Genomic DNA, 23275 nt, shown 5'->3' with positions numbered 1-23275 from the left:
CGGGGAGAAGGGCGCGGGTAGCTCCGGGATCATTGCTTGGCTCCCTGCAACTGCGCCTCTGTGTATTCGGGCTTGAAGTGCATGCCGCTGGTGGCGTCGGCCACTTCCGGCGGCATGTAGTTCTCGTCGTGCTTGGCCAGCACCTCGAAGGCCGCCACCGTGGTGGCATCCTTGAGATTGCCCTGGGCGACTATCCCCTGCCCCTCCCGGAACAAGTCCGGCAGGATGCCGTCAAACTCCACCTTCACCATGTGGCCGCCGTTGTCCACCAGCTTGAAGGCAACCTTGAGGCTCTGGGGGTCCCGCTCGACCGATCCCGGCACCACCAGGCCGCCGATGCGCAGGCGCTGCCCCTCCTCCGGCTTGATCTTGTCCGGCCCCTTGCCCTCCACCAGCTCGCTCGGGGTGTAGAAGAGGTCGATGTTCTGGCCCAGGGCATAGAGCACCAGGCCGATCACGCTGGCGAGGCCCAGGCTGATCGCCAGTATGATGGTGAGGCGTTTCTTGCGGCGCGGGTTCATAGGGTGTTCTCCATCTGCTGGGCCGCCTTTCGGCGGGCCTCCCGCGTCTGCTTGTTGCGCAGTTCGCCGAGCAGGCTGCGGGTCTTCAACCGGGTGGAAATGACGAGGCCGACCAGACAGAGCCCGGTCAGACCGAAGGAGAGCCAGACGTAGAAGGCATAGCCCCCCATGGCCATGAAATCACTGAACGAGGCAAAGTGCATGCTTACTTCTCCTGGCTGGCGATGTCGGCGACCCAGGGGCGATGCCACTCCCGCATCAGGAGCTCGTTCCTGAAACGCATCAGGGTCAGGGCCCCCAGGAAGGCCGAAAACGCCAGTATCATGATGAGCAGCGGCCACAGCATCTCGGGGGAGATGGAGGGTTTGTCAAACTTGGTGATGGTGGCCCCCTGGTGCAGGGTGTTCCACCACTCCACCGAGTAGTGGATGATGGGCAGGTTGATCACCCCCACCAGCGCCAGGATGCCGGCGGCGCGGCCCGCCACCACCTTGTCGCTGAAGGCGTTGTAGAGGGCGATGACGCCGAGGTAGAGGAACAGCAGGATGAGCTCGGAGGTGAGCCGCGCGTCCCACACCCACCAGGTGCCCCACATGGGCTTGCCCCAGGCGGCGCCGGTAAAGAGGGCGATGAAGGTGAAGACGGCGCCCACCGGGGCGATGGCCGCCACCGTCATGTCCGCCATGCGCAGCTGCCACACCAGGCCGATGAAGGCCGCCACCGCCATGGTGGAGTAGGCCCCCATGGAGAGGATGGCGGAGGGCACGTGGATATAGATGATCCGAAAAGAGTCACCCTGCTGGTAGTCAGCGGGGGCAAAAGCCAGCCCCCAGACAGTGCCTATGATGAAGGCGAGCAGGCTTGTCACGGCAAACCAGGGCAACAGGGTGCCGGCCAGCCCATAGGCACGCTCGGGTTTGGCATAAGGGTGCAACCATTTCCACATAGCTCACGAAACCTTTCAGTTATTAATTCTTAAGTGGCGAGGCCTACCATACCCACGGGGGGGAAACATCATATCCCCCGAAAGCAATAAGCCGCCATCCCCTTGATCTATCTCAACAATATCGCCAAAAAAACGGCCTCAAAAAAGGACGTTCCACCAAATTAATCAGTTGACGCTGACCCGCAGCGCCGCCGAGATGGCCAGGGGAGTCAAGGTGACGGCCCCCACCAGCATGGCCCCCAGGATGGCGAGCTGTCCGGCATAGGGCAACCCCATGCTCGCCGCGTCGATGGCGGAGGTGGCGAAGATCAGCACCGGAATATAGAGCGGCAGCAGCAGCAGGCTGAGCAGCACACCCCCCTTGCGCAGCCCCGCCGTCAGCGCCACCCCGACCGCCCCGAGCAGGCTCAGCACAGGGGTGCCGAGGGCCAGGGTGGCCACCACGGCCAGATAGGTCTTCATGTCCAGGGAGAGCAGGATGGCCAGCAGCGGGGAGATCAGCAGCAGCGGCAGGCCGGTCAGCAACCAGTGAGCGATCACTTTGGCCAGGGCCAGCAGCCCGAGCGGATGGGGCATCAGCATCATCTGCTCCAGGGCGCCGTCGCTGAAGTCATCGCGAAACAGCCGCTCCAGGGAGAGCATGGCCGCCAGCAGGGCCGCCACCCAGATGATGCCGGGGGCGATGCGGGCCAGCAGCTGGGGCTCGGGCCCGATGCCGAGCGGGAACAGGGTGATGACGATGAGGAAGAACCAGAGCGGATTGAAGATGTCGGCCCGCTGGCGCAGGGCCATCAGCAGTTCGCGGTGAATAAGGTGGAAGACGGCGCGCAGCATGGGCTACTCCTGCAACAGCGAAGACAGGGAGAGGGTCTTGAGACGCCCCCGCATCAGGGTCAGATCCTGGTGGGTGGTGAGCACCACCATGCCCCCCCGATCCGCGTGGGTCAGGAACAACTGCTCCAGCACCCGGACCCCCTGCTTGTCGATGGCGGTGAAGGGCTCGTCCAGGATCCAGAGCGCCGGCCGGTCGCTCAGCCAGAGCCTGGCCAGGGCCACCCGCCGCTGCTGCCCCGCCGAGAGCTGGCCCGCGGGATAGTCCTCGAAACCGGCCAGGCCGACCTGGGCCAGCACCCGCCACAGATCCACCTCGCCCCCGGCTGGGCCGTGCAACTTCTGGTAGAAGGAGAGGTTCTCGAGGGGGGTCAGGGTCGCCTTGACCCCAGGCTGATGGCCCAGGTAGAGCAGGCTGGCATGGTACTCGTCCCGGCAGCGGCGGATGTCCTCCCCGTTCCAGCACACCTCCCCCGCGAAGGGCTGGGAGAGGCCGGTCAGCAGGCGCAGCAGGCTGGTCTTGCCCACTCCGTTGGGCCCTTCAATCTGCATCAGATCCCCCGAGCGCACCGCGAAGGAGAGATGTTCAAACAGGGTGCGATCTTCACGTACGCAGCTCAGATTGTTCGCTTGAAGCAGCATGGGGATCTAATCGTTGAAAATGAGGCGGCCTGCATATTAACACAGGATCCGGAGGCGTCTTTTCAAAGATGCCGATAATCAACAGGATTTGTGGGGGAGATCGCGCCCCATCAAAGAGGCTTGATACCAAAGGAATATCGGCCACCCCTGTCTTGGCACCGCACGGGGATGGAAGGGAAAACGGGGAGGCCTCGGCCTCCCCGCAACACATCCGTCAGCTCCGTCCCTTGCGCAGGGAGATCAGCAGCTCCGCCTCGGCCTGGGGCAACTCGCACTCGCTCATCACCTCGTCGAGATCGGCGCCGAGCTCCACCATCTTGGCGGCCCGGCTGTAGAGGCGGCGCTCAGGATCCTGCAGGGTCAGCTCCTGCTGGCTGTCGTGGATCTTCTGCATGGCGCCCTCTGCGGCCTGCAGCCGCTGACCCATGCCGATGGCACCGGTATGGAGCTCCATCATCTGCTTGCGCAGACTCTCGAGCTGGCCCTGCAGCGCCTCCACCCTGGCCTCGGACTCTCGCTGGCGACGACGGTGACCCAGGATCCCGTAAAGGGCCAGCACCAGTGCGAGCAAGGACAACCCCAAGGCTGCAAATTCAATCATCAAACCATCACCTTCCTATCAGGGTAAACGGGCAAGGAGCGCAGGCGCCCGGCCTGGTGCCTTGCACGCCCTGCTCCCGTTACAGGGAACCGATATCGTCCCACTCTTCGTCGGAGAGCAGCTTGTTGAGATCCACCAGGATCAGCAGCTGGCCATCGCGGTTGCTGACGCCCTGGATGAACTTGGCGCTCTCCTCGGTGCCCACCGCCGGGGCGGCATCGATCTCGGAGGAGCGCAGATAGACCACTTCGGCCACGCTGTCCACCATGATGCCGATCACCTGCTTCTCCGCCTCTATGATGACGATGCGGGAGTTCTCGCTCACGTCACCGGCCGGCAGGCCGAAACGGGAGCGGGTATCGATGACGGTCACCACGTTGCCACGCAGGTTGATGATGCCCAGCACGTAGTCAGGTGCACCCGGGACCGGGGCGATCTCGGTGTAGCGCAACACCTCCTGGACCTGCATCACGTTGATGCCATAGGTCTCGTTTTCCAACTGGAAGGTCACCCACTGCAGCACTTCGTCTTCGGCCAGATTCTGTGCGATATTGCGCTTCTCTGTCATCTTCTTGATCCTTGTATGAACCCGTCAACGGGTAAAATTAGCAATAAAACCATGGCAGTGCCGATCTTGTCAGCGCCCTTCGATGTTCACGCCGCGACCGAGCAGCACCAGCAGCTCCCTGACGTGCAACAGGGCGCACATCTTCTCCTTGACCATGCCAGCCAGCCAGGGGCGCTTGCCCTCCTGATGGCGCCACTTCACCTGATCCCGGTGCAGCAGTTCGGTGCCCTTCAACTGATGACAGGCCAGTCCCCAGGGTGATTCCCCCAGCATAATCAGATATTTGTAATCGTCCATCGCCAGATGCTGGCCCGGCATGACCCACTGGGCCGTGTCCACCACGTTCATCTTCTGCTCCCTGGAGGTCATGATCCCCTTGTACCAGCCCGGCTGGCCGAACAGGGAGGTCACCTCCCCCAGCTGATGGATGCCGCCAAGCTCGGTCAGGGGCACCGCGAAGGTCACCCCGGCCACGTCGAAGAAGAGCGCCTGAAACTCGTTGCCGGTGTCCAGGTTCTCCCAGGTCGAGGGAGCGGGCGCCGCCTCGAGCGCACGCTCGGGCTCGGCCACCGCCAGGGCCACGGGTTCGGGCTCCGCCACCACGACCTCGGGCGGCGCCAGGGCCACCTCGGGCTCGGTGTCGACCGCCTCGGCCTCGAGCTGAAATGGCTCGACATGGACCTCTTCGTGGCTCAGGGCATCCATCTCGAACTGCACCTGGCCCACCTGGGCGAGCAGCTCGCTCAGTTGCGCCAGCCTGGCATCCGCCTCCAGATAGGGGGCGGCGGTCACCTCCGGCAAGGCAGCGGGCTGACGCTGCAGCGCCGGGGCCGGCGCCTCGTCCTCCGGATCCTCCCGCAGCAGGGTATCGTCCAGCAACAGGGAGTGGAAATAGTCGTCCATGGCCCGAACCTGGGTGGTCTCTCTCATGGCTTCACCTCCTGGGTCCGTTGACGCTCCAAGGCGTCGAGATGGTTGAGCAGGGTCTCATAGGCATAGGTGCCGCGGCTGCCCGGCGCATAGATGGACGGGGGAATGTGCACCAGGCTCGCATCCCGGAACTTGGTGTCGATGGGAATGACCGCATTCCACACCGCCTCACCATACTGCTCCTTGATGGACTGCAGTGTCATCAGGGAGGCCCGGGTGCGCTTGTCAAACATGGTCGGGATCACGGTGTAGCGGAACTTATCCCGCTTGGAACGCTGCATGATCTCGAAGGTCTTCATCATCCGCTCCAGCCCCTTCAGGGCCAGGAACTCGGTCTGCACCGGCACCAGGATGCGATCGCAGGCCGCCAGCGCGTTCACCATCATCACCCCCAGCACGGGCGGGCAGTCGATGAGCACGTAGTCAAACTGATCCTGCACCCGCAGCAGGGCGCGCTTGAGCACCAGCCCCATCCCCTCCCGGTTGCCCATCACCCGGTCCAGGGTGGCCAGCGTGATGGACGCGGGCAGCAGGCTGATGTTCTCGAACCTTGTCTTGAGGGTCATCCGGTTGACCAGCTCCGCACTGGGTTTGGCCGCCTGGAACAGCTCGTACAGGGTGCCCTCCAGCCGGTCCGAGTCGAAGTCGAGATAGGAGGTCAGGGAGGCATGGGGATCGGTGTCGATCAGCAGTACCCGCTGGCCACGCTGGGCCAGAATGCCCGCCAGGGAGACGACCGTGGTGGTTTTACCGACTCCACCCTTCTGATTGGCAACCGTCCAAACAATCACTGTATCAATCCTGCCTTGTTGTTATGCGTATGCCACCACCGGGCAGCGTGACCACCCTGACGTTTTCACTGTCGACACTCTGCAACTCGTCCTGCACCGGCGTCCCCGTCAGCGGTTTGACGGTGGCTGGCGGCACCCAGGCGAATCTGGAGATGGCGACCACCACCTTGCGATTCTGTAATCGTCCCTGCTCGCTGCCGTTGTCGGCGAAGGGGGAGAACTCCCCGTAGGCCTCGTAGGCGAGCCGCTCTGGGGCGATTCCCTTGCCCACCAGGGCGGTGAGCACCGCCTCGGCACGGGCGGCGGACAGCGTCCAGTTGGAGCGGAAAATCTCGTTGTTTATCGGCTGGTTATCCGTGTAACCCCGCACCCTGACATAGTTATCGACCGGTTTCAGAATACCTGAAAGCGTATCGAGCACGGGGCCGGCATTGCTGCCGAGGAAGGCACTGCCGCTGTTGAACAAGAGGCCCGAGCTCAGCTCCACCGTCAGCCAGTCGTCGTCCTTCGCCAGCTTGACCACGCCGGCGTCGACCAGGGCGCCCATGGCCTGCTGAAGCTGCAGATCTATCGTGGCAAGGGCCGTGCCATCTTGCTGAACTGGCGTACCCGTGATGGGGGCCTGCGAGGGAGATGGCGACGCCTCGCTCTCCAGCAAGGAGGGGGCTGCCGACACCGGGTTGTCCAGCAGGGACTTGCCCTGCCCCTCCAGCAGGCCATCGCTGCGCGGCACCTGGTTGAATGCCCTGGTCATGCCCTCGATGACGGCGCGGTACTCCTCCTTGTTGACGATGGCCACGGAGTAGAGCACCACGAAGAGGGCGAAGATGAGGGTCATGTAATCGGCGTAGGAGACCAGCCAGCGATCGAGATGTTCTCGTCCTTGCAGGTGCAAACGATAGCGCTTGCGCATGGCTATTCCCCTTTCAGATAAGCCCGTAGCCGCCGTTCAACCTGCTGGCCGTTCTCCCCGTGGGCGATGGCCAGCAGTCCCTCCAGGGTCATCTCCTGATAGAGACCGTAATGGTAGTGGAAGGCCCGCAGGCGGTTCGCGATGGGCAGATAGAGGAGGTTGGCAAAGCCGACCCCGTAGATGGTGGCGACGAAGGCGACGGCGATACCGGCTCCCAGGGTGCCCGGCTCCTCCAGGTGGAACATGGCCTGGATGAGGCCTATCACGGCCCCTATGATGCCGATGGTCGGGCTGTAGCCCCCCATGGCCTCGAACACCCTGGCCGCATGCTCGTTGCGCTCCTGCTCGATGTCGATGTCCGCCTCCAGCAGGCGGCGCAGATCCTCGATGGGGACCCCGTCCACTATCATGGTGAGCCCCTGGCGGGTGAAGGGATCGGGCTCCTCTTCGGCCTGGTTCTCCAGCGCGAGCAAGCCCTGCTGGCGCGCAAACTGGGCCCAGGCCTGCAGACGCTCGGCCTGATGCACCAGATCCCGCTGCGGCGGAAACAGCATCCAGGCCGCCTGCCTGAGGGCGGACAGCATGTACTTGCGGGGCGTTTGCAGGATCACCGCCCCCCAGGTACCGCCGACCACGATGACGAAGGCCGGGCCGTCGAGCAGGGTCAGCAGGCTGCCACCGTGCCACCACTGGGCGACGGCGAGCGCCCCCAGCGCCAGCACCAGGCCGAGCATGCCCATGGTCAGCGACCCAACTCGACCAGGATGCGCTGGGCCACCCTGTCCAGCGGCAGGGATTCGCTCGCGATGCCGGCCTTGGCGACGGCCTGGGGCATGCCATAGACCACGCAGGAGGCTTCATCCTGGGCCCAGATGGTGGCGCCCTGCTCCTTGAGCAGGCGGGCACCATCCCGGCCATCCGCCCCCATGCCGGTCAAGACGATGGCCAGCACCTTGTCGCCATAGGTCTTGGCGGCCGAGGCGAAAGTGATGTCGACGCAGGGCTTGTAGTTGACCTTGTCATTGCCCTCGATGATGCGAAGGCGGGCACCGGGCCCACGCCCTTCCAGCAGCATCTGCTTGCCACCCGGGGCGAGGTAGGCGTGGCCAGGCCTCAGCACGTCACCGTCCTCCGCCTCCTTGACCCCGATCTGGCACAGGCCGTTGAGGCGGGCGGCGAAGGCCGCAGTGAAGGTGGCCGGCATATGCTGGATTAACAGGATCGGATGGGGGAAATCGCCCGGCAGCTTGGTCAGCACGTTCTGCAGTGCCACCGGGCCACCGGTGGAGGTGCCGATGGCCACCAGCTGGTAGCTCTTGCCGCTGCGCTTGAAGCTGGCGGGGGCGCTCGGTGCACGCACGGGCTCTGGCTGGCGCTCGGTGGGGCGGGTCAGGGCACCGCCGAGGGCGGGCCGCACCAGGGGCTCGGGCGCCCGGGGCCGGGTCGTCATCAGGAAACGCTTGCGGGCGATCTCCTTGACCCGCTGCTGCAGCAGGCTGACCGCCTCGTCCTTGTCCCGGGCGATGTCTTCGAATTTCTTGGGCAGAAAATCGAGGGCACCGGCATCCAGCGCATCCAGGGTCGCCTTGGCCCCCTCGTGGGTGAGGGAGGAGAACATCAGGATGGGGGTCGGACACTTGGCCATGATCTCGCGCACGGCGCTGATGCCGTCGAGCACCGGCATTTCGATGTCCATGGTGATGACGTCCGGCCGCAACTGCAACGCCTTGTCTACCGCCTCCCGTCCGTTCTGGGCCGTGTCGATCACCGTCATCAGGGGGTCCTGATTGATGATCTCGCTGACCCGACGACGGAAGAAACTCGAATCGTCGACCACTAATACCTTGACTGCCATTGTTATTCTTTTAACTCCTTGAGCCAGACGCTCAGTGGCGACGGGCATAGGCCTTGAGCAGGCTGGGCACATCCAGGATGAGGGCGATGCCGCCGTCGCTGGTGATGGTGGCGCCGGCCATGCCGGGGGTCCCCTGCAGCAGGTTGTCCAGGGGCTTGATCACCACCTCTTCCTGGCCGATGAGGTTGTCCACGACGAAGCCCACCTGCTGGGTACCGATCTGGACGATGACCACGTGGCCAGTGTCCTGGCGCGCAGACTTGGCGCCACGCACCAGCCACTTGTGCAGGTAGAACAGCGGGATCGCCTTGTCGCGGACTATGATGGTGAGCTGGCCGTCCACCACGTTGGCCTTCTTCAGGTCCAGGTGGAAAATCTCGTTCACGCAGCCGAGCGGCAGGGCGAAGGTCTGCTGGCCCACTTCCACCATCAGGGTCGGCAGTATGGCCAGGGTCAGGGGCACCTTGATTTCCAGCCGGGTGCCCTTGCCCCAGGTGGAATCGATGTGTACCGAGCCATTGAGGCTGACGATGCTGGTCTTCACCACGTCCATGCCGACGCCGCGGCCGGAGATGTCGGAGATCTCGGACTTGGTGGAGAAACCGGGGGCGAAGATCAGGTTGTAGGCGTCGTTGTCGCTCATGCGCGCCGCGCTGTCGGCATCGAGCACGCCGCGGCTGATGGCGATGGATTTCAGCTTCTCCGGATCCATGCCGGCGCCGTCATCCTCGATGCAGAGCAGGATGTGATCCCCCTGCTGGGAGGCGCTCAGGGTGATGGTGCCCTGACGGGGCTTGCCCGCCTTCTCCCGCACGTCCGGCATCTCGATGCCGTGGTCGCAGGAGTTGCGCACCAGGTGAACCAGGGGGTCGGCCAGGGCCTCCACCAGGTTCTTGTCCAGATCCGTCTCCTCCCCCACCATCACCAGCTCGATCTCTTTCTTGAGGGTGCGGGCCAGATCGCGCACGACCCGCGGGAAGCGGCCGAACACCTTCTTGATGGGCTGCATGCGGGTCTTCATGACCGCGCCCTGCAGATCGGCAGTCACCACGTCTAGGTTGGCCACCGCCTTGGACATCTCTTCGTCGTTGCTGGCGATGCCGAGGCTCACCAGGCGGTTACGCACCAGCACCAGCTCCCCCACCATGTTCATGATGACGTCCAGGGTCTTGGTGTCCACCCGCACCGTGGTGTCGCTCTGCACCGCGCCGCTCTCGGCGGGGGCAGCCGGCTTGGCAGGGGCGGCCTTGGCCGGCGCGGCAACGGGCTCGGAGGCGGGCTTGGCCGCCACCGGCGCCTTGGGGGGCGTCACGGGGGCGGCGGCAGGCGCCTTAGGCTCGGGGGCCGTGGCAGCAGCAGCCATGCTGTGCTGGGGCCCCTGACCACGGCCGTGCAGCTCGTCCAGCAGCCGCTCGAACTCGTCGTCGTCGATGAGCTCGTCCACCTCTTTCTGGACCGACTGAAGCGGCGTCAGATCGGGGGCACCACCGTGCTGGCCCTGGCCGTGGAGCTGGTCGAGCAGCGCCTCGAACTCGTCGTCTGTGATGTCCCCTGAACCGCTCAGCACGGGGGCGGCAGAGACGGTCGGGGCCTTGCCGACACCGTGCAGCTCGTCGAGCAGGCGCTCGAATTCGTCAGCGGAGATCTCGTCGATGGAGCCGCCGCCATTGACGGCCACCGGCTCGCTCGGGGCGACGATGACGGGCTCCGGCTCGGGCTCAGGCTCGGGTTCTGGCTGTGACTGGGCGGCGACGCTGGCGGTGCGCAGCTGCTCCTGCCCCTCGGGCTTGCACAGCTCGTGCAGATCGTGCAGCAGGTCGGGAGAGGCCGGGCTTATCTCCTCGCGGTTCTGCACCTGGGCAAACATGACGTTGATGGCGTCCAGCGCCTGCAAGATGACGTCCATCAGCTCGGCGCTGAGGGTCCGCTTGCCGTTGCGCAGCATGTCGAACAGGTTCTCGGCGCCGTGGCAGACGTCCACCAGCTCGGTCAGGGAGAGGAAGCCAGCCCCCCCCTTGACGGTATGGAAGCCGCGGAAGATGGCATTCAACAGATTCTTGTCATCGGGTCGCTTTTCCAGGTCGACCAGTTGTTCAGACAACTGTTCCAATATTTCTGATGCTTCGACCAAAAAGTCTTGCAGTATGTCTTCATCAACTTCGAAGGCCATGCGTCACTCCATTAGAATCCCAGGCTAGACAGCAGATCGTCCACATCATCTTGACCATTGACCACGTCGGACCTCGTCTGCGGGTTCATGATGGGACCTTCCGCCTCGATGCCGCTCGCCGGCAGGCTGCGCGCCGAATGATCGATAACGCCCTCACCAAACATGGTCAGCATCTCTATCAACTTTGTTTCAACTTCCTGCACCAGCTTGATCACCTTGCGGATCATCTGACCGGTCAAGTCCTGGAAATCCTGAGCCATCAGGATCTCCGTCAGCAGTTGTCGTAACTTATCGGCATCGCTTTCCGAAGCCTTAATAAAATCATTCAGTTGATGACAGAGCGCCTTGAATTGGCCCAGCTCCAGATCCCGGCTCATCAGGGCATTCCAATTGGGCATGACCAGCTGAATGTTGTCATTGAGTCGATCGGCGATGGGGAGACTGGCCTCCACCGCATCCATGGTGCGGTTGGCCGCCTTGTCCGTCATGTCGATGACATAGCTGAGGCGCTCCCGGGCATCCGGGATCTCATGGGTGGCCAGGTCAGGGATCCTGGGATCCAGGCGAAAATCTTGCAATGAGTTGTGCAACTGGCGGGTCAACTGCCCCACCTTGTCAAACAGGGCTGCCGCGTTGGGGGCACACACATCGGCGAGGATGTTGTCGGCCTGTTCAAACTCCTCTCGCTCCAGGTGGGCAACCAGCATCCTTGCCTGTTCAAGCGAGATCATGGCACTCGTTTTGGCCTTCATCCCTGCCGCTCCTTAGCCGATGCGTTCAAAGATTTTGTCGAGCTTCTCTTTGAGGGTGGCGGCGGTGAACGGCTTGACGATGTAGCCATTGACCCCTGCCTGGGCGGCTTCGATGATCTGCTCGCGCTTCGCTTCGGCAGTCACCATCAGGACCGGCAGGTGCTTGAGTTTGTCATCGAGGCGAATGGCCTTGAGCAGGTCGATGCCCTGCATGCCCGGCATGTTCCAGTCGGTGACCACAAACTGGAAGTCGCCGTTCTTGAGCATCGGCAGCGCCGTGTTGCCATCGTCTGCTTCATGGGTGTTGTTGTATCCCAGGTCACGCAGCAAGTTCTTGATAATCCGGCGCATCGTTGAAAAATCATCGACGATGAGGATTTTCATGTTCTTGTCCAAAGTTCCTCCTAAATAGCCGTCAAGACGGCTCGCTTACATGATGCAGATCGCAGGTTTTATGGTGCGGATTATGCCTTAGAGTTGCGCTCCAGTGTAGCCAGTACAGTCACTTATACATTCCAATCTCGCAGACGGGCGCGCAGTCTGTGCATGGCCTGGCTGTGGATCTGGCTCACGCGAGACTCGCTCACGCTCAATACCTCGCCGATCTCGCGCAGGTTCAATTCTTCGTCGTAATAGAGGGAGAGCACCAGGGCCTCCCGCTCCGGCAGTCGGGCGATGTGCTCGGCCAGGGCGCCCTGAAAGCGCTCGGCCGCCAGATCGTCGTAACCGCCGTGGCTGGCGTCATCGGGATGCCCTATCACATCCTCGCTGACCCCCAGATCCTCGATGCCGATGATCTTGCCGCAGGAGACATCCTGCAGCATGGCGTGATACTCCCCGAGGGAGACCCCCATGTTGGCGGCCACCTCGGTGTCCCTGGCGTCGCGGCCATGGGCCTGCTCCACGTTCTCGATCGCCTCGGCGATGGCGCGGCTGTTGCGGTGCACCGAGCGGGGCACCCAGTCCCCGCGGCGGATCTCGTCGAGCATGGCGCCGCGGATGCGGATGCCGGCATAGGTTTCAAAGCTGGCGCCCTTGCTGCCGTCAAAATTGCGGGAGGCTTCGAGCAGCCCAATCATACCTGCCTGGATCAGGTCATCCAGCAAGACACTGCTTGGCAGGCGAGCCAATAAATGCTGGGCAATCCGCTTGACCAGCGGAGCGTGACGCTCGACCAGCACGTAGGAATCCTGATGACGCAAGTATGCTTGGGCTTTATTCACGGGAGTCTTCCTGTGTTATGACCGGCTTTTGCAACAAGTTTTCCAGGAAAAATTCGAGGTGCCCCCCCGGCTGGTTCGGGATGGGCCAGCTCGCCGCCTTGTTGGCCAGGGCACGGAATGCCAGGGAGGCGGGGGATTTCGGAAACGCCTCGACGATCAGCTTCTGCTTGCGCACGGCGGCCCGCAGGTTGGTGTCGTAAGGGACGCAGGCCACCAGTTCCAGGGAGGTGTCGAGGAAGCGGTCGGTGACCCGGGTCAGCTTGGCGAACAGCTCCTGCCCCTCGCGCAGGGAGCGGACCATGTTGGCCACCACCTTGAAGCGGAACACGCCGTGATCCTTGGAGAGGATCTTGATGAGGGCGTAGGCGTCGGTGATGGAGGTGGGCTCGTCGCACACCACCACCATGATGTCCTGGGCGGCGCGGGTGAAGCTCAGCACCATGTCGGAGATCCCCGCCGCCGTGTCCACCAGCAGCACGTCCACCTGGGTCTTCATCTCGCCGAAGGCGCGGATGAGCTCGGCGTGCTGCACCGGCGACAGCTCGACCATGGACTGGGTGCCCGAGGTGGCCGGCACTATCATCATGCCGTAGGGGCCCTCGACGATGATGTCGTCTATGGTGCACTCCCCCGCCAGCACGTGGGAGAGGTTGCGGTGCACCCGCAGCCCCAGCATGACGTCGACGTTGGCCAGACCCAGATCGGCATCCAGCACCAACACCCGTTTGCCCTGGGCGGCCATGGCTCCCGCCACGTTTAGGGTCACGTTGGTCTTGCCGACGCCCCCCTTGCCTCCGGACACGGCGATCACTTTCACTCGATTGTTTTGACGCATTTTGCGCAGACCACTCGCCTGATCCATATACATGTTACTCATAAAACTCCGAATCTTCGGTCTCGCCGAAACCCGATCCCCAGAAATAGGGATCCTCTGCTTCCCGCTCCAGCGACCCCATGGCGGCACCGACCAGCAGCGCCGCGTTGGCAACTTGAATATCTTCCGGCACCCGCTGCCCGTCGGTGATGTAGCTGATGGGCAGGGCGTTCTGAATGCAGACGTTAATCACTTCCCCCAGATTCAGGCTCTCGTCGAGCTTGGTCAGGATGCAGCCGGAGAGCGGAATGCGCCTGAAATGATCCACCGCCTCCTGCATCACCCGCCGCTGGGAGGTGGCCGACATGACCAGATAGCTGCGAATGCGCACCTTGGCGTTCTTCACCAGGGTATCGAGCTGCTCGGTCAGGCGGATGTCCCGCTGACCCACCCCGGCGGTGTCGATGAGCACCAGCCGGCGATGGCGGAACTGGTAGAGCGCATTGGCCAGCTCTTCGGCGTCCCGCACCTGGCGCACCGGGCAGCCCATGATGCGACCATAGGTCTGCAGCTGTTCGTGGGCGCCGATCCGGTAGTTGTCCGTGGTGATGAGCGCCACCTGCTCGGCGCCATATTTCATGGCGAAGCGGGCCGCCAGCTTGGCGATGGTGGTGGTCTTGCCCACCCCGGTCGGGCCGAGCAGGGCCACGGCGCCGCCCTGACGCAGGATCTCGTCCTCGCTGATCTTGAGCTGGGCCGTCAGCACCTCGGCCAGCTGGACCATGGCCTGATGGATGGGCATGTCCTCGGGGATGAGCCCCGCCAGCTGATCGGCGAAGGCGTCGTCGAAGCCCATCTTCTTGAGCTCCTTGATGAGCAGGGCGCGCATGGGCTCACGGCGCTCCACCTCCTGCCACATCAGGCCGGAGATCTGGTGCTCCAGCAACTTGCGGATGCTGGCCATCTCCTTGCGCATCCCCTCCATCTCCTGATCCCGCTGGGGGGACTGGGCAGGACGGGACGCGGCGGCCGGACGCGGCTTGGGCTTGGCGGGCTCGGGCGCCGCCCCCCACTGGCCCTGTTCGGCCAGGGTTCTGGGGGCGCTGCCGGCCGCGGCCAGCCCGGCGGACTGGGTGCCGGCAGCGCCATTGGTCTGCCAGGAGGCCGGCGCAGCATTGCCGTTGCCCGCCCCATTCCCGGACCAGAGGCCCTGGGCTGCATTGCCGCCCGCGGGGTTGGCCGGGTTGAGCTTCTGCTGGCGCGCCAGCAGGGCGGCCAGGGTATCGGCATAGTATTCGTTCTGTTCCTTGGGCGGCGCCGCACGCGTCATCTGCTTGCCCGCAGACGAGATATTGACGCTCTCTTCGTTCAACTGACGGCGAACCGGCGCGTCTTTGGGCCCCGGCACCTGGGACTGGTAATCGACGGCCGCGACTATCTCCACCCCACCGGTGACCTTCTTGTTGGACATGATGACGGCATCGGGCCCGAGAGTCTCCTTGACCTCGGCCAGCGCCGTGCGCATGTCTTTGGCAAAAAACCGCTTAATCTTCACCCGTCATCTCCGCTAACTAGCCCTGTCCCACCGCACTGACGATGCGGATCTGCTTGTCGTCAGGCACTTCCTGATAGGACAGCACGCGTAATCCAGGAATGGCATTCTTGACAAATTTCGCCAGGGTATTGCGCAATATCCCCGATGTCAGAAGCACGGCCGGCTGGCCTTCCAGTTCTTGTCGTTGAGTGGCTTCCACCAAGGAGCGCTGCATCCGCTCCGCCAGTCCCGGCTCGATGCCGGCGCCATCTCCCCCACCAGCCTGCAGGGATTGATGCAATATACGTTCCAACTCCGGTGACAGGGTGATCACCGGCAGCTCGGGCTCTGGGCCGGCGATCTCCTGCACGATGAGTCTGCGCAGGGCGATGCGGCAGGCCGCGGTCAGCACTTCCGGGTCCGGGCTGCGGGGCGCATATTCCACGAGGGTCTGCAGGATAGTGCGCATATCGCGAATTGGCACGCCTTCATTGAGGAGATTTTGCAGTACCTTCACCAGGTTGCCCATGCTGATCACCTCGGGAACCAGCCCTTCCACCAGCTTGCTCTGGTGTTTCCCTATCATGTCCAGCAGTTGCTGCACTTCGTCGTGGCCAAGCAGCAGGGCGGCGTGGTTGGAGAGGATCTGGCTCAGGTGGGTGGCCACCACGGTGGCCGCATCGACCACGGTATAGCCCAGAGTCTGCGCCTGGGAGACCTGCTCCTTGGCGACCCAGACCGCCTCCAGCCCGAACGCCGGGTCCTGGGTGGCGATGCCGTGGATCTGGCCGAACACCTGGCCCGGGTTGATGGCCATCTCCTTGTCGTGATAGACGGTGGCCTCGCCGGTGCTCACCCCCATGAGGGTGATGCGGTACTGGTTGGGGGCGAGATCCAGGTTGTCGCGAATGTGCACCGCAGGCACCAGGAAACCGAGCTCCTGGGAGAGCTTCTTGCGCACCCCCTTGATCCGGTTGAGCAGCTCGCCGCCCTGGTTCTTGTCCACCAGCGGGATGAGCTGATAGCCCACCTCCAGGCCGATGATGTCCACCGGCATGACGTCGTCCCAGCTCAGATCCTTCTGCTCCACCGGGGCATCCCCCTGGGCCGGCAGGAGTTCGCCGCTCGCCGCCCTCGCCTTGTTCTGCTTCTCCCGGCGCAGCAGCCACCAGGCACCGGCGGCCGCCACGGCCCCCAGGCTCAGGAAGGCCAGATGCGGCATGCCGGGCACGCTGCCCATCATCAAGAGGATGCCGGCGGAGATGACCAGGGCCTTGGGGTTCTCGAACAGCTGGCCGAGCACGGCCGTGCCCATGTCCTGATCCGTGTTCTGGCGGGTCACTATGATGGCGGCGGCGATGGAGAGCAGCAGCGAGGGGATCTGGGCCACCAGGCCGTCGCCGATGGCGAGCAGGGTGTAGATCTGGGCCGCCTCGGCGAAGGTGAGCTGGTGTTGCAGCATGCCGATGATGAAGCCGCCGATGATGTTGATGAAGAGGATCATGATGCCCGCGATGGCATCCCCCTTCACGAACTTGGAGGCACCGTCCATGGAGCCGTAAAAGTCCGCTTCCTGGGTCACGTCCTGACGGCGTTTCTTGGCCTCTTCCTGGTTGATGAGGCCGGCGTTCAGGTCCGCGTCGATGGCCATCTGCTTGCCGGGCATGGCGTCCAGGGTGAAGCGGGCGCTCACCTCGGAGATCCGCCCCGCACCCTTGGTGACCACCACGAAGTTGATGATCATCAGGATCATGAAGACGATGATGCCCACCGCGTAGTTGCCGCCGATCACCACGTTGCCGAACGCCTCGATCACGTGGCCGGCCGCCGCGCTGCCGTTGTGCCCCTCCAGCAGCACCACCCGGGTGGAGGCCACGTTGAGGGCGAGTCGCAGCAGGGTCGCTATCAGCAACACGGTGGGGAAGGCGGCAAACTCCAGCGGCCGGCGGGTATAGACGGCCACCAGCAGCACCACGATGGAGAGGGCGATGTTGAAGGAGAAGAGGATATCCAGCATCAGGGGCGGAATGGGGAGTACCACCATGCCGAGGGAGGCGAGCACCAGCAGCGGGGTCCCGACCCCCTTGGTCAGCAACCACCTGTACTCTTTGAAACGGCCTAGCCCTGCCTTCAATCCCATCGTGCTTCTCAATGTTCAACTACCGATGCCGGATTAAAGCAAATATCAAGCCAATGATTCAGTCCATTGATCTACATGGGTTTTATTTTGATGCTGTCAGAAGTCCGTCGCAGGCTTTCCGGGCCGGGGCGGCAAGGAGGCTGGCGTCTCCCTGCCGGGAGAACATTGGGGACGGGTCCCAGGCGAACAGGTCAGGCTCCAGCTAGCGCCTTACTTGCGAAACTCGGGCGGGATGGGCAGATCCTTGGCGAGGGGGGTCGGCCGCCGGCCACGGCCGCGGCGGAACTTCTTGAGCTGGTAGACATAGGCCAATACCTGGGCCACGGCGGCGAAGAGCCCCTCGGGGATCTCCTGGCCAATCTCGGTGGCGTGGTAGATGGCCCGGGTCAGCGGCGGCGAGGACATCACGGGGATGTCGTACTCGCGCGCTATCTCCCGGATCTTCATGGCCACCTCGTCGACCCCCTTGGCCAGCACCTTGGGCGCCGCCCCCGGCTTGCCCGCATCGTATTTCAAGGCCACCGAGTAGTGGGTCGGGTTGGTGATGATGACGTCCGCCTTGGGCACGTCCCCCATCATGCGGCGCATCGCCATCTGCATCTGCAGCTGGCGGATCCGCCCCTTGACCTCGGGCTTGCCCTCGCTGTCCTTGAACTCGTCCTTGACCTCCTGCTTGGTCATCTTGAGCTGGCGATTGTGGTTCCAGGTCTGGAACGGCACGTCGATGGCGACGATGGGAATGAGGGCGCAGCAGAGGATAATGAGCATCCAGAGCAGCAGGTCCAGGGCGTCTATGATGCCACCAGGGAAGCCCTCCAGGGAGAGGTTGAGCAGGTGGTTGAACTGGCTGGAGAGCATCCACCAGGCGAACAGGGAGATGAACAACACCTTGGCGATGGACTTGACCAGTTCCACCAGGGACTGCACCCCGAACATCCTCTTCAAACCACTCAAGGGGCTCAGTTTGCTCCACTTGGGCAGCATGGCCTCGGAGGAGAAGTTCATCCCGCCGAGCAGGGTATTACCGACGAAGGCGGCGATGATCACCAGCAGAAACAGCAGCCCCAGGGGTTGGAGCAGCTCTCCCAGCAGGGCCGGAACCATGACTCCCATGGCGTTGGGATCGAACGCCTGATCCCGGTCCAGGGTAAAGCCCATGGTGAGCACCTTGACCATGGCATCGGCCAGGCTCTCCTTGATCATCAGAAGCCCGAACACGGTCGCCAGCAGGACGCTGGCGGTACCCAGCTCCTTGGAGCGTGCAATCTGCCCTTTTTCCCGGGCCTGTTGCAGTCGTTTGCCCGTGGGTTGTTCTGTGCGTTCCTGATCGGTATCAGCCATGCTGACCTCCGATGGGGATCATCCCGCCAGCAGCCTGCCACGATGGCAGACCACTCGGTTGTTCGATGCCATCGCCCCGAACGAGATCAGCCATGCTGACCCCCCAGGCACTGGACGTTGATCAGCTCGCAGCTGGTCTCCTGCACCCGCTCCCAGAGGGCATCGAAGTGCCCCATGAAGCCGCCTATGGTGAACCAGAGGATGAAGAGACCCGACATCATGCTCACCGCGAAGCCGATGCTGAAAATGTTGAGCTGGGGCGCCGCCCGGGTCATGACCCCGAACGCGAAGTTGATGAGCAGCAGGGCGATGATGGCCGACAGCGCCATCACCAGGGAGGCCTGGTACATGATCCCGAGGAAGCTCACCAGGCTACGGATGGCGGGCAGGGTGAGCCCGCTGTCCGACACCGGCAGGGTCTCGAAGCTCAGCACCACCATGCGCAGCATCAGCAGGTGACCATCCACCGCCAGGAACACCAGGGTCGCCAGCATCAGGTAGAACTGGCCCACCACGGGGGCCGACTGACCGTTCATGGGGTCCACCAGGGTGGCGAAGCCCAGGCTGGTCTGCATGGCGATGACCTGGCCCGCCATCACGAAGGTTTCCAGCAGGAACTGGGTCATCAGGCCCAGCGCGATGCCGATGAGCAGCTGCTGGCCGAGCACCAGGAAGCTGCCGACGGAGAAGAGCTCAATCTTGGGCATGGGGGGCAGCAGGGGCGCGATGATGAGGGTGATGGCGAGCGCCAGACCGATGCGGATATGGGCAGGGGCCAGCCGGCTGCCAAACACCGCCATCACCATCAGCAGGCTGCTCACCCGGGCGAGCGGCCAGAGGATGCTGGTCAGCCACTCCATGATCACCGCCGTGGTGTAGCTCATGCCCCTACCTCGTGGCTGCCTGATGCCGGCACCACCACGGCCTCCCCCTGACTCACCCCACCACCTCGGGGATCTGGCTCACCATCAGCAAGAAGAAGTCCATCAGGCTCTGCAGGCCCCAGTGGGCACCGGCCCCCAGGGCCAGCAGAGTCACCACCAGGCGGGGCAGGAAGCTTAAAGTCTGTTCGTTGATGGAGGTCGCGGCCTGGAAGATGGCCACGATGAGGCCCACCATCAGGCTCGGCAGGATCACGGCGCAGACCATGATGGTCACCAGCCAGAGCGCCTCGCGAAACACATCGACAAAGGTTTCAGGGCTCATCTATCGGCTCCTCTCCATTGACCGGCTTAGCCTGCACCCAGCCCGAAGCTGTTGGCGAGCGAGCCCAGGATCAGGTTCCAGCCGTCTACCATGACGAACAGCATCAGCTTGAAGGGGAGCGATACCAGCATCGGCGACAGCATCATCATCCCCATGGCCATCAGTATGCTGGCTACCACCAGATCGATGACCAGGAAGGGCAGGAACAGCATGAAGCCTATCTGGAAGGCGGTCTTGAGCTCGCTGGTGACGAAGGCCGGGATCAGCACCCGCAGGGGCACCTCCTCGGGTTGCGCCACCTGGACGTTCGCTATCTCCATGAAGGTATTGAGATCCTTGACCCGGGTCTGGGCCAGCATGAACTGGTGGATGGGCAGCTCCGCCTTCTCCAGGGCCTCCTTGGCCCCTATGGTCTCGGCCAGGTAGGGCTGCAGCGCCTCGTCGTTGATGCGATCCAGCACAGGCGACATGATGAAGAAGGACATGAAGAGCGCGATGCCGATCAGCACCTGGTTGGAGGGGCTCTGCTGCAGGCCGATAGCCTGTCTGAGGATCCCGAGCACCACTATGATACGGGTGAAGGAGGTCATCATGATCACCATGGCCGGCAGGAAGGAGAGCGCGGTCATAAGCGCCAGCACCTGCAGGGTCAGGCTGTACTCCTGACTGCCATCCGCCATGGTCTTGACGGTGAGGGCCGACATGCCGTCCTGGGCCATCGCCAGGGGCGACAGCAGCAGGGAGATCAGGGCCAGCCATCCAGTCCAGTTAACGTTTTTCATGCTTGCCCATCAATTTGCCGAGCTGCTGGGAGAAGGCCTGGGGCTGGCTCTCGTCCAGCGGCGTCTCCAGGCGATAAAGGAAATTGACCTGCTGCGGCGTCACCCCGATGAGCAGCTGCTGCTCCCCCACCTTGACCACCATCAGCTTCTCCTTGTAGCCGAGCGGCAGGGTGGCGACGACCTTCATCTGGCCCCCGCCCATCACCTGGGTGAGCTTGCTCTTCTTGAGCAGGAAGCCCAGCACCAGGATGAGGCCGATCACCATCAGGCTGGAGAGCAGCCAGGAAGTGATGCTGGGAGGGTTGGCGCCCGTCCCCGGGTTGGCCAGGGCGGGGAGGGAGAGCAGCCACAGCGGCAAGAGACGGATCATTTGAGCTTCTTGATCCTTTCAATCTGGCTGATGACGTCGGTCAGACGGATGCCGAACTTGTCGTTCACCACCACCACCTCGCCGTGGGCGATCAGGGTGCCGTTGACCAGCACATCCAGCGGCTCGCCCGCCACCCGGTCGAGCTCCACGACAGACCCCTGGTTCAGCTGCAGCAGGTTGCGGATGCTGATCTGGCTGCGTCCCACCTCCATGGCGATGGTCACCGGGATGTCCAGTATGGTGTCCAGCTTGCGCCGCTCCTCGGCGCTGATGGGGGCTTCGTCCTTGAGCTCTTCCAGGGGGGCGGGCTTGGCCTCGGCCGTGACCTGCTCCTCCAGCGCGGCCGCCCAGGCGTCAGCCATCAAATCCTGTTCGTCATCGGTTCCGCTCATCTTCAATTCCTCAGTGTTGCAAGCTCCCCTCGGGGAGGATCAATTCAGGGGTGTTTGTCCGCGATGCTGCGTTCGAGCTCTTCCAGCTCGGCCTCGCCATCGATGCGCACGCCCCCCCGGGTCACCAGATGCATCTCTGTCTTGACCCCGTCAGGGCGCTTGATCTTGTCGACTATCTTGAGCGCCACGTTCTCCTTGGTACGCCCCATCTTGGCGTGGAAGGTGGGCAGGTCCTCCACGAAGACCAGCAGGTTCTCCGGCATCTCCACCGGAATGATGTCGCCGGGCCTCAGCTCCATCAGCTCCCGCAGGGAGAGCTCGGTCTCCAGCAGCTTGGCCCTCAGCTCCACCTTGACGTCCATGATCTCGTCGCGCAGGGCCTTGCTCCAGCGCACGTCGGTGTCGCCCTTGTCGCTCTGCACCCCGGCATCGAGCAACTCGCGGATGGGCTCCAGCATGGAGTAGGGCATGGCCACGTGAAAATCGCCGCCACCGCCGTCCAGCTCGATGTGGAAGGAGCTCACCACTATCACCTCGGTGGGGCTGACGATGTTCGCCATGGCCGGATTCACCTCGGAGTCGAGGTACTCGAAGCCCACGTCCATCACCGGCGCCCAGGCATCCTTGTAGTCCTCGAACACCAGCTTGAGCAGCATCTGGATGATGCGCCGCTCGGTGGGGGTGAACTCGCGCCCCTCGATCTTGGCGTGGTAACGGCCGTCACCGCCGAAGAAGTTCTCCACCAGGATGAAGACGAGGCGGGCCTCCATGGTGATGAGCGCCGTGCCCTTCAAGGGGCGGAAGCGCACCATGTTCAGGCTGGTCGGCACGAACAGGGTGTGCACGTACTCGCCGAACTTCAGCATCTGCACGCCGTTGATCGACACCTCCGCGGTGCGCCGCATCATGTTGAACAGGCTGATGCGCATGTGGCGGGCGAAGCGTTCGTTCACCAGCTCCAGGGTCGGCATGCGGCCACGGACGATGCGGTCCTGGGAAGAAAAGTCGAACTGGGTGATGCCGGGATCCCCGGCAGGCCCTAGCTCTTCCTCTTCGACATCATCGACACCGTGCAGCAGGGCATCAATTTCGTCCTGACTTAACAGATCGCTCACGCTTCACCTTTTATTGCATGACAAAGCCGGTAAACAGCACTTGTTCGATTACGGGGGAAGAGACCAGGTCGTTCAGCACCCGGCGACACTCTTCCAGCGAGTCCTGTCGCAGCTTCTCCTTGCCTTCGAAGGTCATCAGCTGTTCGGCGGTCGCCGCGCTGAAGACCCGCAGCAGGGTGCCTTCGATCAGGGGAATATTCTGCTTGGCCAGGGTCTCGTCGGGGGCCCCCCGCACCATCAACTGGATCTTGATCTGCACCAGCCGATCCCGCTGGCTGCCCGCCACGTTGAACACGAAGGGGCGCGGCATGCCCACATAGAGCGAGGGCTGGGGCGTGTTGGCCTCAGGCTTGGCCTCGGCCTGCTCGGCCGGCGGTGTATCCGAGCCGGCGAACATGAACCAGGCGCCGGCCCCGCCGCCGCCCAGCAGGACGACAACCAGGGCGAGTATCATGATCAACTTCTTTTTCTTGGCCGCCGCCGGGTCTTTCAGCGTCAGCTCGTTATCCTCTGCCATCCCTTGTCCACCCTAGTCTTAAACTTGTTCGGTATCATAAACTTACTTATGAATGCATCAAGCATAGAAATCGATCCCGGCATCGTTTGCCGATTCCACCAGCAGGCTCAGGGTGCGGGACCCGCCCTCGCCCCCCGCCTGCTCGCCGCCACCGAAGCCGCGCCCCCCCTGCTGACCCTGACCGCCGAAGGCTGACTCGCCCTGGGATTGCTGCTGTGCCTGCTGTTGCGACTGCTGCTGCACCTGGGTCTGGCCGAGCTGGATCCCCTGTCCCGCCAGCATCTCCCTCAGCCGCGGCCTGGCCTGCGCCAGCATCTCCCG

Annotated in this window: 28 protein-coding genes; all 28 read right to left on the bottom strand. The window is 63.5% G+C overall.

Annotated elements, in window-relative coordinates; genetic code table 11:
* Nucleotides 1–29: 29 nt before the first annotated feature.
* Nucleotides 30–521, bottom strand: coding sequence for a cytochrome c maturation protein CcmE (gene ccmE, locus BN1132_RS08730; RefSeq protein WP_042076865.1), 492 nt, complete (start codon nt 519–521; stop codon nt 30–32).
* Nucleotides 518–724, bottom strand: a complete 207-nt coding sequence (ccmD, locus tag BN1132_RS08725; protein ID WP_042076863.1) for a heme exporter protein CcmD — start codon at nt 722–724, stop codon at nt 518–520. Before ccmD ends, ccmE begins: the two co-directional genes overlap by 4 nt.
* A gap of 2 nt (nt 725–726) precedes the next feature.
* Nucleotides 727–1467 (bottom strand): heme ABC transporter permease, encoded by a 741-nt coding sequence (locus BN1132_RS08720; protein WP_042076861.1) that lies wholly within the window; start codon nt 1465–1467, stop codon nt 727–729.
* Nucleotides 1468–1632: 165 nt separating this feature from the next.
* Nucleotides 1633–2301 (bottom strand): heme exporter protein CcmB, encoded by a 669-nt coding sequence (gene ccmB, locus BN1132_RS08715; protein WP_042076860.1) that lies wholly within the window; start codon nt 2299–2301, stop codon nt 1633–1635.
* A gap of 3 nt (nt 2302–2304) precedes the next feature.
* Nucleotides 2305–2940: a cytochrome c biogenesis heme-transporting ATPase CcmA gene (ccmA, locus tag BN1132_RS08710; RefSeq protein ID WP_042076859.1), complete on the bottom strand. Its 636-nt coding sequence runs from the start codon at nt 2938–2940 to the stop codon at nt 2305–2307.
* 214 nt (nt 2941–3154) lie between these two features.
* Complete coding sequence (locus BN1132_RS08705) at nt 3155–3541, bottom strand: DUF2802 domain-containing protein (protein WP_010673943.1); 387 nt, start codon at nt 3539–3541, stop codon at nt 3155–3157.
* Between the two features lie 79 nt (nt 3542–3620).
* A complete protein-coding gene (locus BN1132_RS08700) occupies nt 3621–4109 on the bottom strand; it encodes a chemotaxis protein CheW (RefSeq protein ID WP_005333026.1) in 489 nt (162 codons plus the stop codon).
* Nucleotides 4110–4178: 69 nt separating this feature from the next.
* Entirely contained in the window at nt 4179–5039 is an 861-nt protein-coding gene (locus BN1132_RS08695) for a chemotaxis protein CheW (protein ID WP_042076857.1), read from the bottom strand.
* A complete protein-coding gene (locus BN1132_RS08690; RefSeq protein WP_042076855.1) occupies nt 5036–5830 on the bottom strand; it encodes a ParA family protein in 795 nt (264 codons plus the stop codon). The genes BN1132_RS08695 and BN1132_RS08690 overlap by 4 nt, the downstream gene beginning before the upstream one ends.
* Before the next feature lie 4 nt (nt 5831–5834).
* On the bottom strand, nt 5835–6743 hold the full coding sequence (locus tag BN1132_RS08685) for a flagellar motor protein MotB (RefSeq protein ID WP_042076853.1): 909 nt from the start codon (nt 6741–6743) through the stop codon (nt 5835–5837).
* A 2-nt stretch (nt 6744–6745) separates the two neighbouring features.
* A complete protein-coding gene (locus BN1132_RS08680) occupies nt 6746–7483 on the bottom strand; it encodes a flagellar motor protein (protein ID WP_042076851.1) in 738 nt (245 codons plus the stop codon).
* A gap of 2 nt (nt 7484–7485) precedes the next feature.
* Nucleotides 7486–8598: a protein-glutamate methylesterase/protein-glutamine glutaminase gene (locus BN1132_RS08675; protein ID WP_042076849.1), complete on the bottom strand. Its 1113-nt coding sequence runs from the start codon at nt 8596–8598 to the stop codon at nt 7486–7488.
* A gap of 31 nt (nt 8599–8629) precedes the next feature.
* A complete protein-coding gene (locus tag BN1132_RS08670; RefSeq protein ID WP_042076847.1) occupies nt 8630–10768 on the bottom strand; it encodes a chemotaxis protein CheA in 2139 nt (712 codons plus the stop codon).
* Nucleotides 10769–10779: 11 nt separating this feature from the next.
* On the bottom strand, nt 10780–11520 hold the full coding sequence (locus BN1132_RS08665) for a protein phosphatase CheZ (RefSeq protein WP_042076845.1): 741 nt from the start codon (nt 11518–11520) through the stop codon (nt 10780–10782).
* A gap of 12 nt (nt 11521–11532) precedes the next feature.
* A complete protein-coding gene (gene cheY / locus BN1132_RS08660) occupies nt 11533–11904 on the bottom strand; it encodes a chemotaxis response regulator CheY (RefSeq protein WP_425278782.1) in 372 nt (123 codons plus the stop codon).
* A 122-nt stretch (nt 11905–12026) separates the two neighbouring features.
* Complete coding sequence (locus BN1132_RS08655) at nt 12027–12743, bottom strand: RNA polymerase sigma factor FliA (protein WP_042076843.1); 717 nt, start codon at nt 12741–12743, stop codon at nt 12027–12029.
* Nucleotides 12736–13611 (bottom strand): MinD/ParA family protein, encoded by an 876-nt coding sequence (locus BN1132_RS08650; protein WP_209428960.1) that lies wholly within the window; start codon nt 13609–13611, stop codon nt 12736–12738. Before BN1132_RS08650 ends, BN1132_RS08655 begins: the two co-directional genes overlap by 8 nt.
* A gap of 1 nt (nt 13612) precedes the next feature.
* The gene (gene flhF, locus BN1132_RS08645; protein WP_042076839.1) at nt 13613–15112 is read right to left on the bottom strand and encodes a flagellar biosynthesis GTPase FlhF; all 1500 of its coding nucleotides are present in this window, start codon (nt 15110–15112) and stop codon (nt 13613–13615) included.
* Between the two features lie 16 nt (nt 15113–15128).
* Nucleotides 15129–17231, bottom strand: coding sequence for a flagellar biosynthesis protein FlhA (gene flhA / locus BN1132_RS08640; RefSeq protein WP_042076837.1), 2103 nt, complete (start codon nt 17229–17231; stop codon nt 15129–15131).
* A gap of 210 nt (nt 17232–17441) precedes the next feature.
* Nucleotides 17442–18572, bottom strand: a complete 1131-nt coding sequence (gene flhB / locus BN1132_RS08635; protein ID WP_042076835.1) for a flagellar biosynthesis protein FlhB — start codon at nt 18570–18572, stop codon at nt 17442–17444.
* 86 nt (nt 18573–18658) lie between these two features.
* A complete protein-coding gene (gene fliR / locus BN1132_RS08630) occupies nt 18659–19456 on the bottom strand; it encodes a flagellar biosynthetic protein FliR (RefSeq protein WP_042076833.1) in 798 nt (265 codons plus the stop codon).
* A gap of 52 nt (nt 19457–19508) precedes the next feature.
* Nucleotides 19509–19778: a flagellar biosynthesis protein FliQ gene (gene fliQ, locus BN1132_RS08625; protein WP_042076832.1), complete on the bottom strand. Its 270-nt coding sequence runs from the start codon at nt 19776–19778 to the stop codon at nt 19509–19511.
* Between the two features lie 26 nt (nt 19779–19804).
* Nucleotides 19805–20560, bottom strand: coding sequence for a flagellar type III secretion system pore protein FliP (gene fliP / locus BN1132_RS08620; protein ID WP_042076830.1), 756 nt, complete (start codon nt 20558–20560; stop codon nt 19805–19807).
* Entirely contained in the window at nt 20547–20930 is a 384-nt protein-coding gene (gene fliO, locus BN1132_RS08615; protein WP_042076828.1) for a flagellar biosynthetic protein FliO, read from the bottom strand. The genes fliP and fliO overlap by 14 nt, the downstream gene beginning before the upstream one ends.
* Entirely contained in the window at nt 20927–21322 is a 396-nt protein-coding gene (fliN, locus tag BN1132_RS08610) for a flagellar motor switch protein FliN (protein WP_010673924.1), read from the bottom strand. The genes fliO and fliN overlap by 4 nt, the downstream gene beginning before the upstream one ends.
* Before the next feature lie 44 nt (nt 21323–21366).
* On the bottom strand, nt 21367–22437 hold the full coding sequence (gene fliM / locus BN1132_RS08605) for a flagellar motor switch protein FliM (RefSeq protein ID WP_042076826.1): 1071 nt from the start codon (nt 22435–22437) through the stop codon (nt 21367–21369).
* Nucleotides 22438–22447: 10 nt separating this feature from the next.
* On the bottom strand, nt 22448–22954 hold the full coding sequence (fliL, locus tag BN1132_RS08600) for a flagellar basal body-associated protein FliL (protein WP_042076824.1): 507 nt from the start codon (nt 22952–22954) through the stop codon (nt 22448–22450).
* 57 nt (nt 22955–23011) lie between these two features.
* Nucleotides 23012–23275, bottom strand: a 264-nt coding sequence (locus BN1132_RS08595; protein ID WP_042076821.1) for a flagellar hook-length control protein FliK, incomplete at its 5' end; no start/stop codon positions are given.

This window comes from Aeromonas sanarellii (assembly GCF_000820085.1).
Lineage (GTDB): Bacteria > Pseudomonadota > Gammaproteobacteria > Enterobacterales > Aeromonadaceae > Aeromonas > Aeromonas sanarellii.
The sequence above is the reverse complement of the archived record's forward strand: the minus strand, read 5'-3'. Positions and strand labels throughout refer to the sequence as shown.